The following is a 12,997-nucleotide window of genomic DNA, read 5'->3' on the forward strand; positions in this document are numbered from 1 at the left end:
GCTTTCACCCTGTTTCCGAGCCCTCCCGAGTCACCCTCCATGGCCCTGACACCGCAGGACGTCAGCCGCATCGCCCACCTCGCCCGGCTGGAGCTCACGCCCGCCGAGCAGGCGGCGCTGCTGGCGCAACTCAACGGCTTCTTCTCGATCGTCGAGCAGATGAGCGCGGTCGACACCGGCGGCGTCGAGCCGCTGTACACGCCGCTGTCGGCGCTGCAGCAGGTCGCGCTGCGGCTGCGCGAGGATGCGGTCACCGAGGCCGACCGGCGCGAGGCCAACCAGCGCAGCGCCCCGGCCGTCGAGGACGGGCTGTTCCTCGTGCCGAAGGTGATCGAATGAGTGCGGCCCTGCACGAGCGCGGCGTGGCCGAACTCGGTGCCGCGCTGGCCGCGCGCGAGGTCTCCGGCGTCGAGCTGGCGACGCACTTCCTTGCCCGCCTCGAAGCACACCGCGGCCTCGGCGCCGTGCTCGCCAGCGACCCCGAGGCCGCGCTCGCGCAGGCCCGCGCCGCCGACGCGCGGCGCGCCCGCGGCGAGACCGGCGCGCTGCTGGGCGTGCCGATCGCGCACAAGGACATCTTCGTCACCGAGGGCCTGCCCACCAGCGCCGGCTCGAGGATGCTCGAGGGCTACCGCAGTCCGTTCGACGCCACCGTCGTGCAGCGCCTGGCCGAGGCCGGCACGGTGACGCTGGCCAAGCTGAACTGCGACGAGTTCGCGATGGGCTCGTCCAACGAGAACTCGGCCTGGGGCGCGGTGCGCAACCCCTGGGACACGAGCCGCGTGCCCGGCGGCTCCTCGGGCGGCTCGGCGGCCGCAGTGGCGGCGCGCCTGGTGCCCGCGGCCACCGGCACCGACACCGGCGGCTCGATCCGCCAGCCGGCCAGCTTTTCCGGCATCACCGGCATCAAGCCGACCTACGGTACCTGCTCGCGCTACGGCATGGTGGCCTTCGCCTCCAGCCTCGACCAGGCCGGCCCGATGGCCCGCTCGGCGGCCGACTGCGCGCTGCTGCTGTCGGCGATGAGCGGCTTCGACCCGCGCGACGCCACCAGCGCCGAGCGCCCGGCGCAGGACTTCCACGCGCAGATGCTCGCGCCGCGCCCGGGTGCGGGTGCGGTGCGCCCGCTCGAAGGCCTGCGCATCGGGCTGCCGAGCGAGTTCTTCCCCGCCGCGCTGGCGGCCGACGTGGACGGCGCGGTGCGCGCGGCGCTGGCCGAACTCGAGAAGCTCGGCGCCACGCTGGTGGACGTGAGCCTGCCGCGCACCGAGCTCTCGATCCCGGTCTACTACATCATCGCGCCGGCCGAGGCCAGCTCGAACCTGTCGCGCTTCGACGGGGTGCGCTACGGCCACCGCGCGGCGCAGTACAAGGACCTGCTGGACATGTACAAGAAGAGCCGCAGCGAAGGCTTCGGCCCGGAGGTCAAGCGCCGCATCATGATCGGCACCTACGTGCTGAGCCACGGCTACTACGACGCCTACTACCTGCAGGCGCAGAAGCTACGCCGCATGATCGCGGACGACTTCCAGCGCTGCTTCACGCAGTGCGACCTGATCGCCGGCCCGGTGGCGCCGTCGGTGGCCTGGAAGCTCGGCGCGCAGGAGAACGACCCGGTCGCCGCGTACCTCGCCGACATCTTCACCCTGCCCGCCAGCCTGGCCGGCCTGCCCGGCATGAGCGTGCCGGCGGGATTCGGCGAAGCGGGCATGCCGGTGGGCCTGCAGCTGATCGGCAACTATTTCCAGGAGGGGACGCTGCTGCATGCGGCGCACGCCTTCCAGCAGGCCACCGACTGGCACCGCCGCGTGCCCGCCGGCTACTGATTGCCTCAGCACCATGAGCCAACCGACGTTGATCCGCGGCTACGAGGTCGTCATCGGCCTCGAGACGCATGCCCAGCTCTCGACGCAGTCCAAGGCCTTCAGCGGCGCCAGCACGCGCTTCGGCGCGGCGCCCAACACCCAGGCCTGCGCGGTGGACCTCGCGCTGCCCGGCACGCTGCCGGTGCTCAACCGCGGCGCGGTCGAGCGCGCAATCCGCTTCGGCCTGGCGGTCGGCGCGACGGTCGCGCCGCTGTCGATCTTCGCGCGCAAGAACTACTTCTACCCCGACCTGCCCAAGGGCTACCAGATCAGCCAGTACGAGACGCCGGTGGTGCAGGGCGGCGAGGTCGAGTTCTACGTCGGCGAGGCGCGCCACGTGGTGCACCTGACCCGCGCCCACCTCGAGGAGGATGCCGGCAAGTCGCTGCACGAGGACTACCACGGCCTGACCGGCATCGACCTGAACCGCGCCGGCACGCCGCTGCTGGAGATCGTCACCGAGCCCGACATGCGCAGTTCGGCCGAGGCCGCGGCCTATGCGAAGGCCCTGCACGCGCTCGTCGTCTGGCTCGACATCTGCGACGGCAACATGCAGGAAGGCTCGTTCCGCTGCGACGCCAACGTCTCGGTGCGCCGGCCCGGCGCGCCGTTCGGCACGCGGCGCGAGATCAAGAACCTGAACAGCTTCAAGTTCCTGCAGCAGGCGATCGACTTCGAGGTGCAGTGGCAGATCGACCTGATCGAGGACGGCGGCAGCGTCCAGCAGGCCACCGTGCTGTTCGACCCGGCCAGCGGCGAGACACGGGCGATGCGCACCAAGGAAGACGCGCACGACTACCGCTACTTCCCCGACCCCGACCTGCCGCCGCTGGTGATCGCCCCCGAGTGGGTCGAGCGCGTGAAGGGCCAGATGCCCGAGCTGCCGCGCGCGATGGGCGAGCGCTTCCAGCGCGAGTACGGCCTGCCGGCCTACGACGCGACGATGATGACGCAGTCCAAGGCCTTCGGCGCCTTCTACGAGGCGACCGCCAGGGCCTGCGGCCAGCCCAAGCTGGCGGCCAACTGGCTGATGGGCGAGGTCTCGCGCCGGCTCAATGCCGAGGACCAGTCCATCGAGGCGAGCCCGGTCTCGGCGGCGCAGCTGGCCGCGCTGATCGGCCGCATCGCCGACGGCACGATCTCCAACAACGGCGCCCGGCAGGTGTTCGATGCCCTGTGGAGCGGCGCGGGCCACGAGGTCGACGCGGTGATCGAGGCGCGCGGCCTGAAGCAGATGTCCGACAGCGGCGAGCTGGAGCGCATCGTCGACGACGTGCTGGCGGCCAACGCGAAGTCCGTCGAGGAGTTCCGCGCCGGCAAGGAAAAGGCCTTCAACGCGCTGGTCGGCCAGGCCATGAAGGCGACCAAGGGCAAGGCCAACCCGGCCCAGGTCAACGAGCTGCTGCGGAAGAAGCTAGGCGGGTGACTTGGGTGCCGAGGCCGGCGCGGAGGCGGCCGGCGCGCTGGCCGGCAGCGCCGTCGGCAGCGGCCCGAGCGTGCCGGGCAGGGCACCGGCCCAGAGCTTGCGCAGGCGCTCGAGCTCGGCGTCGTACAGCGCGTTGATGCGCACCAGCTCGGTCTGCTGGTTGGCAATCAGCGTGCGCTGCGCCTCCGTGGCCGCCTCGTTGCCCTCGATCTGCTGCTTGAGCTTCACCGGCAGCGGCTTGCCGACGTAGAACTCGGTCTCGTCGTTCAGCGGCTTGCGCTCCTTCTGCAGTCGCTCCAGGCGCGCCTCCGACACCTTCAGGCCCTTGCGCACGTCTTCCAGCGCCGCCTCGCGCGCCTTGTCGTGCGCCGCCTGGGTCGGGAAGCGCTGCAGCAGGTTGCGGTCGCGCCGCACCCATTCGCGCCGGTTGGCACGCTCCAGCGCGGCCTGCGCCTCCCGCTCCTCGGCCGCGGCGCGCTCGTCGGCGGTCATGGTCGGCGGCACGATGCGGCGCACCGAGCCGTCGGAGTTCAGCAGGCGCTGCTCGCGCGTCAGGCATTCGGCGATCGGCCGGTCGGAGGTGATGCGCTTGCCGTTGACCTCGCAGCTATAGATGCCCGGGCCCTGGGCCCGGACCGGCGCGCCGCCGCCCAGCAGCACGAGCGCTGCGAAGGCGGCCGGGACAGCGAGCTGGGTTGGACGCATTCAGACTCCGTACCGCTCCCGGTACGTCGCGACGCTCGCGAAGTGAGCGCTCAGCGCCGGGTCGTCATTGGACGACAAGTATTGCAGCAAGTCGGAAAGCGTCGCAATCGAAACCACGGTCAATCCCAGTCGTTGCTGGACATACTGCACGGCCGACCAGGGTTGGTCGACACCGTTCTCGGCCGCCTTCTCCTGCCGGTCCAGCGCGATGGCCACGCCGCAGGGGGTGGCCCCCGCCGCCTGGATCATCGCGATCGACTCGCGCACCGACGTGCCGGCCGAGATCACGTCGTCGATGACCAGAACGCGCCCGACCACCTTTGCGCCGACCAGCGTGCCGCCTTCGCCGTGATCCTTGGCTTCCTTGCGGTTGTAGGCGAAGGGCACGTTGCGGCCGAGCCGTGCCAGCTCGATGGCCACCGCGGCCGCCAGGGTGATGCCCTTGTAGGCCGGGCCGAACAGCATGTCGAACGCGAGGCCGGAAGCCACCAGGCGCCGCGCATAGAATTCCGCCAGGCGGCCCAGCTTGGCGCCGTCGTCGAACAGGCCGGCGTTGAAGAAATAGGGCGACAGCCGCCCGGCCTTGGTCTTGAACTCACCGAATCGCAGCACGCCCGCCTGCACGGCGAAGCGGACGAAGTCCTGGGCGAGGGCGTCGGTGGTCATCCGGGGGCTTCCTTGTTCCGTCTCGTCACGCTGAACCTGAACGGCATCCGCTCGGCGGCCAGCAAGGGCTTCGAAGCCTGGGCCGAAGGCACGGCGGCCGATTGTATGGGGGTGCAGGAAGTCAAGGCCCAGCACGCCGACGTGGCCGGGCGCTTCGACACCGTGGCCGGCATGACCGGGCATTTCCACTTCGCCGAGAAGAAGGGCTACTCGGGCGTGGGCCTGTACACGCGCAAGAAGCCGAGCGCGGTGATCAGCGGCATCGGCAACCCCGAGTTCGACGCCGAGGGCCGCTACGTCGAGGCGCGCTTCGACAACGCGCGCCGCAAGCTCTCCATCATCAGCTGCTACTTCCCCAGCGGCAGCAGCGGCGAGGAGCGCCAGGCGGCCAAGTACCGCTTCCTGGCGCTGATCGCGCCGCACCTGGCCAGGCTGAAGGCGCAGCGCGAGTTCATCCTGGTGGGCGACGTGAACATCGCCCACAAGGAGATCGACCTGAAGAACTGGAAGGGCAACCAGAAGAACAGCGGCTTCCTGCCCGAGGAACGCGCCTGGATGACCGGGCTGCTGGAGGACATCGGCCTGGTCGACGTGTTCCGCACGCTCAACCCGCACCCCGAGCAGTACACCTGGTGGAGCAACCGCGGCCAGGCCTGGGCCAAGAACGTCGGCTGGCGGCTGGATTACCACCTGGCGACGCCCGGCATCGCGAAGAAGGCGGCGCGCGAGCACATCTACCTCGAGCAACGCTTCTCCGACCATGCCCCGCTGGTGATCGACTACGACTTCACCCTCTGACACTTCGACCGCGAGGAGCACGCCATGCAGATCACGGACATCCTGGGCCAGATGGGCGGCCTGCGCTCGGTGGCGCGCGAACTCGGCATCGACGAGGCGCAGGCTGCGCGCGGCGCCGAGGCGCTGCTGCCGGCCATCCTCGGCGGCTTCAAGAAGCAGGCGCAGGCGCCGGCGGTCGGCCTGGAGGGCCTCGGCGGCCTGCTTGGCCAGCTCGGCGGCGCCGGCCTGGCCGACGAGGTGCTCGCGCCGCAACCCACCGACCTCGGCCGCGGCAACGACGTGCTGGGCCAGATCTTCGGCTCCAAGGACGTGAGCCGCACCGTGGCCGGCAACGCGGCCGCGCAGACCGGCCTGGACGCCGGCGTGCTGAAACAGATGCTGCCGATGCTGGCGATGCTGGTGGCCGGCGTGATGGCGCGCCAGGGCGGCGCGGCGGCGCCCCAGGCGGGCGGCCCGGGCGGCGGGCTCGGCGACCTGCTGGGCGGCCTGCTCGGCGGCGGCGCAGCGGCGGGTCGCGGCGGCGGCCTGGCGTCGATGCTCGACCTGGACGGCGACGGCAACCCGCTGGACGACATCCTGCAGATGGCCGGCAAGGCGCTGCGCTAGCTGCGCTGGTCGTCCGCCAGCACCTTCAGCAGGAAGCCGTTCAGGTCGGCGATCTCCTCGGGCGACACCGAGTGCTCGATCGGGTACTCGTGCCACTCGACCGGCTGACCGAGTGCGCGCAGTTCGTCGCGCGAGCGCACGCCGCGTTCGAACACCACCACCGGGTCGTGCGTGCCGTGCGCCAGGAACAGCGGCGTGCCGGCATTGGCCGAACTGCGTTCGGCGGCGGTCGTCGCAGCCAGCGGCAGGTAACCCGACAGGCCCACCAGAGCGGCCAGCCGCTGCGGGTAGCGCAGGCCGGCCAGCAAGGTCATCGCGCAGCCCTGCGAGAAGCCCATCAGCACGATGCGCGACGCCGGCATGCCACGCGCCACCTCGCGGTCGAGCAGCGCGGTGACCGCGACCAGCGACTCTCGCAGCCCGGCATCGTCCTCGCGGCGCTGGATCTCCGTGCCCAGCACGTCGTACCAGGCGCGCATGCGGTAGCCGCCGTTGATCGTCACCGGCCGCACCGGCGCGTGCGGGAAGACGAAGCGCACCGGACCGATGGCCGACAGGTCGAGCGCCTCGGCAACGGGCACGAAGTCGTTGCCGTCCGCGCCCAGGCCGTGCAGCACGACGATGCAGGCGCTCGGGTCGGGGCCGGTCTGGCCTTCCAGGGTCTCGAGCGGGGTCGTCATGGGCGGATTGTCGCTCCGCCTCGGTAGAGTCGCGCCCATGCAGCTCACCCGCGAACAGATCGACCGCGTCGATGCCCTGCTGGCCCGCGGCGGCCGGCGCCTGCTCGGCCTGGTCGGCCCGCCCGGCGCCGGCAAGTCGACCCTGGCCGCGGCGCTGGCGCAGCACCTGGGCGAACGGGCGATGGTCGTGCCGATGGACGGTTACCACCTCGCCAACGTCGAGCTGGCGCGGCTCGGGCGCGCCGGGCGCAAGGGCGCGCCCGACACCTTCGACGCCGCCGGCTACGTGGCGCTGCTGCAGCGCCTGCGCACGCAGGGGCCGGGCGAGATCGTCTACGCGCCCGAGTTCCGGCGCGAGATCGAGGAGCCGATCGCCGGCGCCATTCCCGTGCTGGCGCGCACGCCGCTGATCATCACCGAGGGCAACTACCTGCTGCTCGACGAGGCCCCCTGGTCGGCCGTGGCCGGCCTGCTGGACGAATGCTGGTACGTCGAGGTGGACGATGCGCTGCGCCGGCAGCGCCTGGTGGCGCGCCACATGCGCTTCGGCCGCAGCGAGGACGAGGCGCGCGACTGGGTCGAGACGACCGACGAGCCGAACGCACGCCGCATCGCCGCCACGAAGCCACGCGCCACCTGCGTGGTGCGAGAGGCCGGCCCCTGAGCTGCAGCGCCACCGGCACGGCGCTTGCACGGAACCACCCCCGATCCCCGAAGGAGAAGCCATGAAGAACCTGCCCCGCTCGACCGCCGCCCTGCTGGCCGGCCTGCTGCTCGCCGCCGCCGCCTGGGCCCAGGGCAAGCCGCAGGTGGTGCTGCTGGCCACCGGCGGCACGATCGCCGGTGCCGGCGCCTCGGCCGCCAACAGCGCCACCTACCAGGCCGCCAAGGTGCCGGTGGACAAGCTGATCGCCGGCGTGCCCGAGCTCGCCGAGGTGGCGGCGGTGCGCGGCGAGCAGGTGTTCCAGATCGCCTCAGAGAGCTTCACCAACGAGCACCTGCTCAAGCTCGGCCAGCGCGTGGCCACGCTCGTCAAGCAGCCCGACGTCGACGGCATCGTCATCACGCACGGCACCGACACGCTCGAGGAGACCGCCTACTTCCTGCACCTGACCGTGCGCACCGACAAGCCGATCGTCGTGGTCGGCTCGATGCGCCCGAGCACCGCGCTCTCGGCCGACGGCGTGCTGAACCTGCTGGGTGCGGTGACGGTGGCTGCGGCGAAGGACAGCCGCGCCAAGGGCGTGCTGGTGGTGATGAACGACGAGATCCACACCGCGCGCGACGTCTCCAAGAGCATCAACATCAAGACCGAGGCCTTCAAGAGCCCGTGGGGGCCGCTGGGCATGGTGGTCGAGGGCAAGGCCTACTGGTTCCGCGCGCCGGTCAAGCGCCACACCAACGCCTCCGAGTTCGACATCGAGCGCCTCGAGGCGCTGCCGGCGGTGGAGATCGCCTACGGCTACGGCAACGCCTCGGACACCGCGCCGCGCGCCTTCGCCGCCAAGGGCCTCAAGGCGCTGGTGCACGCGGGCACCGGCAACGGCTCGGTGGCCGCGCAGGTGGTGCCGGCGCTGCGCGAACTGCGCAGCCAGGGCGTGCAGATCATCCGCTCGGCACGCGTGGTCGGCGGCGGCTTCGTGCTGCGCAATGCCGAGCAGCCGGACGACAAGTACGACTGGGTCGCCGCGCACGACCTGAACCCGCAGAAGGCGCGCATCCTGGCGATGGTGGCGCTGGCGCGCGGCGTGTCGTCGGCCGACCTGCAGCGCATCTTCTGGGAGTACTGAGCCTTGGGTTTTTGCCGCCGCACCGTGCCGGTCACCGCCTTCCAGCAGAACTGCTCGCTCGTCTGGGACGACGCGACGATGCACGCCGCCGTGATCGACCCCGGCGGCGACCTGCCGCTGCTGCTGGCCACCGTCGAGGAACTCGGGCTCGAGCTCGAGCAGATCTGGCTGACCCACGCGCACATCGACCACGCCGGCGCCACCGGCACCCTGGCGCGCACGCGCGGGCTGCCGATCGTCGGCCCGCACCCGGGCGACCAGTTCTGGATCGACGCGCTGCCGCAGCAGAGCCGCATGTTCGGCTTCCCGCCGGCCGAGGCCTTCGCGCCGACACGCTGGCTGGCCGACGGCGACACGGTGAGCGTCGGCGGCTGCACGCTCGAGGTGCGCCACTGCCCGGGCCACACGCCGGGGCACGTGGTGTTCTTCGAGCCGAGCACGCGGCACGCCTTCGTCGGCGACGTGCTGTTCGCCGACAGCGTCGGCCGCACCGACTTCCCGCAGGGCGACTTCGACACCCTGGTGCGCTCGATCACCACGCGGCTGTGGCCGCTCGGCGACGACGTCAGCTTCACGCCCGGGCACGGACCGGAGAGCAGCTTCGGCCGCGAGCGGCGCAGCAACCCGTTCGTCGGCGGCACCTGAGGGCCTGCGCCGCGGCCACGCCGGCGCGGTGAATATTCACCACCTTCGACACGTTCGCTTACCTAAGCTGTTCTCCAACGGCGCCGTCCGACGCCGCCCCAGGAGGACAAGATGCTGGAACTGCTGAATCGTTCGACCGCGGACCGTGCCCTGCTCGACGGCGCGTCGACCGCCTGGTTGGCCTACCGGGGGCCGGAACGGCGTACCGCGTCCTCGATCGGCTGGCGCTGGCTGGCCGCGGCGCTCAACGAGATCGACTACGGCGTGCTGCTGCTCGACGAGGACGGCCAGGTGCTGCACGTCAACCGGATGGCCCGCGACGAGCTGGACGAATCGCACCCGCTGCAGCTGCTCGGGCGCGAGCTGCGGGCGCGCGAGTCCGAGGACGTGGCGCCGCTCGGCGATGCCCTGCGCCAGGCCAGCCGACGCGGCCTGCGCCGCCTGCTGACGCTCGGCCAGAAGCACTTCCACCCGGTGGGCGTCTCGGTGGTGCCGCTGCCGGCGCTGGGCTGCGACGAACGCGGCGCGACGCTGGTGATCCTCGGCCGTCGCCGCGTGGGCGCCGAACTGGCGGTGGAGAGCTTCGCGCGCATCCACGGCCTGACCGGCGGCGAGACGCGCGTGCTGCTCGCCCTCAGCCTTGGCGACCCGCCGGCCGAGATCGCCCGCGCGCACGGCGTGGCGATCAGCACCGTGCGCACCCAGATCGGCAGCATCCGCCAGAAGACCGGCGCGCCGAGCATCCGTGGCCTGCTGCGCCAGGTGGCGGCGCTGCCGCCGTTGATGGGGGTGCTGGTCGGCAGCCGGTTCAACGCGGCGGGCGAATGATCGGCACGTTCGATGGGAGGCTACGCTCCTGAGTGGACGCTTCCAATGCAGCCTTGATGCCGGCGGCGTCGTAGAGCCCCTGCTCCCACATCTGGCAGGCCACGCGCCGCGTGACGATCGGCGCGGCCACGCTGGTGCCGCTCATGCGGACGCGGCTGCCGCTGCGGGCGCCGGCAGCCACCAGCCCGGTGTCGGCGGCGCCAGCGTCGGCCGGAGCTGCCAGGTCGATGCCGCGCAGGCGCGGCCGCACCGCGTCGGGGTTGCAGCGCGACGAGTACGAGCGCTCGTCCCCACCCCGCAGGCCGACCGCGCCGACCACCAACGGCCCGGGCTCGCAGGCCAGGTCACTGACTGTCGTGTCGCCCGGCACCCGCGCACCAACCACTTCGTCGAAGGCCGACTGCAGCGGCTGGTCGAAACCGAGCGGCGGCTCGTCGCGCTGGATCCAGGCGTGAAGGTGCACCGCACGCCCGGCATCGCGATTGCGCATCTCGACCTGCCAGCGCCCCGGCGACGCTGCGGCCCGTCGGCCGGCCACCGGTGCCAGCGACAGCAGCGCCATCGCCCGGCCACCAGCCATCGCCCGCAGCGCCACGCGCGCCACGAGCCGCCCGTCGCCACGGCGCAGCTCCCAGGCCTGGCCCACCAGGCAGCCAGCCTCGAGCCGGTCGCCGCCGGGCGGGGTGACGCTCAGTTCGACGTCGACCGGCTCGCCATCCTCCGAGTGCATCCACAGCTCGAGGAAGCTGTCGGTGATGTCGTTCGGCTGCAGCCGCCACGCGAGGCGGGCGCTGCCATCCGGTGCGGCAGGCAGCGTGCCGCTGGCGCTCCAGCGCTGCGCCTGCGCATTGCCTGCCGAGATGACCAGCACCAGGTTGCTGCTGCGCAGCGCGAGAAGCTCCTGCAGCGCTCCGGAGATGAGCGACGTGCCGTCGTGCGGGCCGCCGAACATGCCGACGCTCAGGTTGACGACGACCTGCGCTCCCGGCCCGGCACGCTCGACGATGAAGCGCACCGCGTCGAGCCAGAACGGTGCTGGCGTGGCGCCGGTGGTGTCGCCGCGCTCGAGGGTCGGCAGGCTGACCAGGATCAGCTCGGCGGTGGTGGCGGCATCATCGAAGGCCGGCTTGGCCGAGTCCGCCGTGGCCGGCTCGCTGCCGACCAGCCCCGCCGCCACGTCGGCGACGAAGGTGCCGTGCCACGCGTCGGGCCTTGCGCCGGGTGCGCTGCCGGTGTAGCCGAGCTCGGCATAGAGCTCGCGCTCGGACTCGCCCGCCGCCAACCTGGCGATCAACGTGTCGATCGCGCCGCGGTCCAGTTCGCGGCCATAGCCGACGTCGCGCGGGCGCTGCCACGGGCCGCTCGGCCGGCGCGACTGGTCCCACAGGCTGAGGATGCGCGTCTGACCGCTCTCCACGCCGGAGGCGGACTTGCGGAACACGCGATTCAGGAACGCGAAGTCCCGGTCGACGACACCGACCACGAGCCGCCGCCGCTCCTCGGGCACCGCGGACAAGGTGCCGTCCACGGCCCCGGCCGCGATGGGCCAGCCGAACTCCATGGCCTCGACCTCCTCGGCGAGCCGGCCCAGCCCGGCGATCGGTGCGTGGCCGACGCAGAAGTCCGTCGGCGCCCGCCGGTAGAGCCCGGGCGCGTTCAGCAGGCCGTCCTGCTCGAGCCGGTCGATGGTGTCTCCCGGACGCAGGCGCAGCAGCACCGGCACGCGGGCACCGGGCAGGCCTGCTGCGGCATGGCCGGCGAAGCCAGTGGCCTCGCTCCAGGCCAGGTAGGGCTCGGCCGCCTGTGCCGGCCCGTTCACGATGTTCCACGGCATGGTGGGCTCCTGCGCTCGATTCACCACTCCGTCAGGGCGTCGGCCCACAGCTGCGCGAGGAGGCGATTGGGGCTCGACAGCGGACGCTCCGCGGATTCGCAGCGGTAGCCGCCGAAGGGTGCCTCGCCATCGACCGCCTTGGCCAGCGCCGCGTCCCCCGCGGCGACCGTGTTGAAGCGGCCCGCATGCCAGATCCTCGGGGTGCAGCGCGAGATGAAGTAGCTCGCCAGCGCATCGCCCAGCAGGCGCCCGGCGAGGTTGTCGACCGGAAAGTGCAGGCCCGCAACGATGCGGTTCTCGGCGATGCGGAAGGCCACGCTGCGCAGGATGTCGCCCAGGTTGCTGCCGGCCGCATTCGGGATCAGCGCGGCCAGCACCGTGGCGATGACCTGTCCCTCGCAGGCATGCCCGGCCGGGAAGCTCGCGTGCGGCGGCACCTCGACGAGCGGCTGGATGGCCGCCGAGAAGTCGCTCGGGCGCGGGCAAGCGAAGCTGTGTTTGAACCGCATCACCGTCGTGTTGGCGAATACGATCGCCGCGTTCACCAGGTCCATCGTGCGCCGGTGCCGGTGCGCGCGCAGATTGACGACCGAGGCGTAGAACGCGATCGGCGGCGCGACCTGGGTCAGCACCTCGGCGGAACGCCCGTCACGGCCGCCGGCCTGCGCATCGACGTCGCCCAGCTGGGCGCGGAAGAGTCCGATCGGCGGCCGCGTGATGCGGACGATCTCGCCACCGTCCGCATCGTTCAGGATGGCAGGCGAACCGCCATCTGCGGGCGGCACGAAGGACACCCGGGTCAGCAGTTCGAACTCCGCCAGCGCGGCCCTCGGCCCCGGGCCCCATTCCGCCAGGCGCGTCGCGTCCTCCGGTACGGGCAGGTCCGCGATGTGTGAGCCGATGTCGCCGGCACCGCCGAGCTCGGCCGGGCGGTGCTCGAGGAGGACGGCCTCGCGGGCCTCGTTCAGCGCGCTGGCCAGCAAGGGATTGCCGGGGAAGCCGGCGAAGCCGTAGTCTTCGAGCGCCACCGCGCCGGCCGGAGCCGAGGTGCGGTGGGCGTCGCCGTGCGCAGTGCGGTGCGCAAGCAGCGACATCAGTCCGGCGCTGGTCGATGTAGCCATGGCAGTTCCTCCTCTGGAACGGGTTCTTGGGGG

General features: G+C 72.0%; 14 protein-coding genes. 9 read left to right on the forward strand and 5 right to left on the reverse strand.

The window, feature by feature from the left end; all coding sequences use genetic code 11:
* The first annotated feature begins 39 nt into the window (after positions 1 to 39).
* The 3 genes from gatC to gatB are packed head-to-tail and all read left to right on the forward strand — an operon-like array spanning position 40 to position 3,291.
* Positions 40 to 339, forward strand: coding sequence for an Asp-tRNA(Asn)/Glu-tRNA(Gln) amidotransferase subunit GatC (gene gatC, locus D9C15_RS03605; protein ID WP_127996039.1), 300 nt, complete (start codon positions 40 to 42; stop codon positions 337 to 339).
* Positions 336 to 1,826 carry an Asp-tRNA(Asn)/Glu-tRNA(Gln) amidotransferase subunit GatA gene (gene gatA, locus D9C15_RS03610; protein ID WP_127996040.1) on the forward strand — a complete coding sequence of 497 codons (1,491 nt, stop codon included), beginning with the start codon at positions 336 to 338 and terminating at the stop codon, positions 1,824 to 1,826. Before gatC ends, gatA begins: the two co-directional genes overlap by 4 nt.
* A gap of 13 nt (positions 1,827 to 1,839) precedes the next feature.
* Positions 1,840 to 3,291: an Asp-tRNA(Asn)/Glu-tRNA(Gln) amidotransferase subunit GatB gene (gatB, locus tag D9C15_RS03615; protein WP_127996041.1), complete on the forward strand. Its 1,452-nt coding sequence runs from the start codon at positions 1,840 to 1,842 to the stop codon at positions 3,289 to 3,291.
* Here the strand turns inward: gatB and D9C15_RS03620 are convergent.
* Both D9C15_RS03620 and pyrE read right to left on the reverse strand, forming a co-directional pair.
* Positions 3,280 to 3,996: a hypothetical protein gene (locus D9C15_RS03620; protein WP_127996042.1), complete on the reverse strand. Its 717-nt coding sequence runs from the start codon at positions 3,994 to 3,996 to the stop codon at positions 3,280 to 3,282. The two genes, gatB and D9C15_RS03620, sit on opposite strands and share 12 nt — an antisense overlap.
* A complete protein-coding gene (pyrE, locus tag D9C15_RS03625) occupies positions 3,997 to 4,662 on the reverse strand; it encodes an orotate phosphoribosyltransferase (RefSeq protein ID WP_127996043.1) in 666 nt (221 codons plus the stop codon).
* Positions 4,663 to 4,674: 12 nt separating this feature from the next.
* On the opposite strand from pyrE, the gene D9C15_RS03630 reads away from it, so the two are divergent.
* Both D9C15_RS03630 and D9C15_RS03635 read left to right on the forward strand, forming a co-directional pair.
* On the forward strand, positions 4,675 to 5,460 hold the full coding sequence (locus D9C15_RS03630) for an exodeoxyribonuclease III (protein WP_127996044.1): 786 nt from the start codon (positions 4,675 to 4,677) through the stop codon (positions 5,458 to 5,460).
* A 24-nt stretch (positions 5,461 to 5,484) separates the two neighbouring features.
* Positions 5,485 to 6,066: a DUF937 domain-containing protein gene (locus D9C15_RS03635; protein ID WP_127996045.1), complete on the forward strand. Its 582-nt coding sequence runs from the start codon at positions 5,485 to 5,487 to the stop codon at positions 6,064 to 6,066.
* Here D9C15_RS03635 and D9C15_RS03640 read toward each other — a convergent pair.
* Complete coding sequence (locus D9C15_RS03640; RefSeq protein ID WP_127996046.1) at positions 6,063 to 6,746, reverse strand: alpha/beta hydrolase; 684 nt, start codon at positions 6,744 to 6,746, stop codon at positions 6,063 to 6,065. The genes D9C15_RS03635 and D9C15_RS03640 overlap by 4 nt on opposite strands.
* 37 nt (positions 6,747 to 6,783) lie before the next feature.
* Here D9C15_RS03640 and D9C15_RS03645 point away from each other — a divergent pair, with 37 nt between their 5' ends.
* The 4 genes from D9C15_RS03645 (at position 6,784) to D9C15_RS03660 (ending at position 10,009) form a co-directional block, all read left to right on the forward strand.
* On the forward strand, positions 6,784 to 7,410 hold the full coding sequence (locus D9C15_RS03645; RefSeq protein WP_127996047.1) for a nucleoside/nucleotide kinase family protein: 627 nt from the start codon (positions 6,784 to 6,786) through the stop codon (positions 7,408 to 7,410).
* Between the two features lie 61 nt (positions 7,411 to 7,471).
* Positions 7,472 to 8,536, forward strand: coding sequence for an asparaginase (locus tag D9C15_RS03650; protein ID WP_127996048.1), 1,065 nt, complete (start codon positions 7,472 to 7,474; stop codon positions 8,534 to 8,536).
* Positions 8,537 to 8,539: 3 nt separating this feature from the next.
* Positions 8,540 to 9,181, forward strand: coding sequence for an MBL fold metallo-hydrolase (locus D9C15_RS03655; RefSeq protein ID WP_240668272.1), 642 nt, complete (start codon positions 8,540 to 8,542; stop codon positions 9,179 to 9,181).
* A gap of 111 nt (positions 9,182 to 9,292) precedes the next feature.
* Positions 9,293 to 10,009 (forward strand): helix-turn-helix transcriptional regulator, encoded by a 717-nt coding sequence (locus D9C15_RS03660; protein ID WP_127996049.1) that lies wholly within the window; start codon positions 9,293 to 9,295, stop codon positions 10,007 to 10,009.
* On the opposite strand, the gene D9C15_RS03665 is transcribed toward D9C15_RS03660, so the two are convergent.
* Positions 9,990 to 11,843 carry a S8 family serine peptidase gene (locus D9C15_RS03665; protein ID WP_127996050.1) on the reverse strand — a complete coding sequence of 618 codons (1,854 nt, stop codon included), beginning with the start codon at positions 11,841 to 11,843 and terminating at the stop codon, positions 9,990 to 9,992. The genes D9C15_RS03660 and D9C15_RS03665 overlap by 20 nt on opposite strands.
* A gap of 20 nt (positions 11,844 to 11,863) precedes the next feature.
* On the reverse strand, positions 11,864 to 12,964 hold the full coding sequence (locus tag D9C15_RS03670) for a phosphatase PAP2 family protein (RefSeq protein ID WP_127996051.1): 1,101 nt from the start codon (positions 12,962 to 12,964) through the stop codon (positions 11,864 to 11,866).
* Positions 12,965 to 12,997 lie beyond the last annotated feature (33 nt).

Source organism: Piscinibacter defluvii (assembly GCF_004011805.1).
GTDB lineage: Bacteria > Pseudomonadota > Gammaproteobacteria > Burkholderiales > Burkholderiaceae_C > Piscinibacter > Piscinibacter defluvii.

Excerpts from the sequence above, each read along its gene's own strand:
- gatC (WP_127996039.1), top strand. The coding sequence starts at position 40 with ATGGCCCTGACACCGCAGGACGTCAGCCGCATCGCCCACCTCGCCCGG.
- gatA (WP_127996040.1), top strand. The coding sequence starts at position 336 with ATGAGTGCGGCCCTGCACGAGCGCGGCGTGGCCGAACTCGGTGCCGCG.
- gatB (WP_127996041.1), top strand. The coding sequence starts at position 1,840 with ATGAGCCAACCGACGTTGATCCGCGGCTACGAGGTCGTCATCGGCCTC.
- D9C15_RS03620 (WP_127996042.1), bottom strand. The coding sequence starts at position 3,996 with ATGCGTCCAACCCAGCTCGCTGTCCCGGCCGCCTTCGCAGCGCTCGTG.
- pyrE (WP_127996043.1), bottom strand. The coding sequence starts at position 4,662 with ATGACCACCGACGCCCTCGCCCAGGACTTCGTCCGCTTCGCCGTGCAG.
- D9C15_RS03635 (WP_127996045.1), top strand. The coding sequence starts at position 5,485 with ATGCAGATCACGGACATCCTGGGCCAGATGGGCGGCCTGCGCTCGGTG.
- D9C15_RS03640 (WP_127996046.1), bottom strand. The coding sequence starts at position 6,746 with ATGACGACCCCGCTCGAGACCCTGGAAGGCCAGACCGGCCCCGACCCG.
- D9C15_RS03645 (WP_127996047.1), top strand. The coding sequence starts at position 6,784 with ATGCAGCTCACCCGCGAACAGATCGACCGCGTCGATGCCCTGCTGGCC.
- D9C15_RS03650 (WP_127996048.1), top strand. The coding sequence starts at position 7,472 with ATGAAGAACCTGCCCCGCTCGACCGCCGCCCTGCTGGCCGGCCTGCTG.
- D9C15_RS03660 (WP_127996049.1), top strand. The coding sequence starts at position 9,293 with ATGCTGGAACTGCTGAATCGTTCGACCGCGGACCGTGCCCTGCTCGAC.
- D9C15_RS03665 (WP_127996050.1), bottom strand. The coding sequence starts at position 11,843 with ATGCCGTGGAACATCGTGAACGGGCCGGCACAGGCGGCCGAGCCCTAC.
- D9C15_RS03670 (WP_127996051.1), bottom strand. The coding sequence starts at position 12,964 with ATGGCTACATCGACCAGCGCCGGACTGATGTCGCTGCTTGCGCACCGC.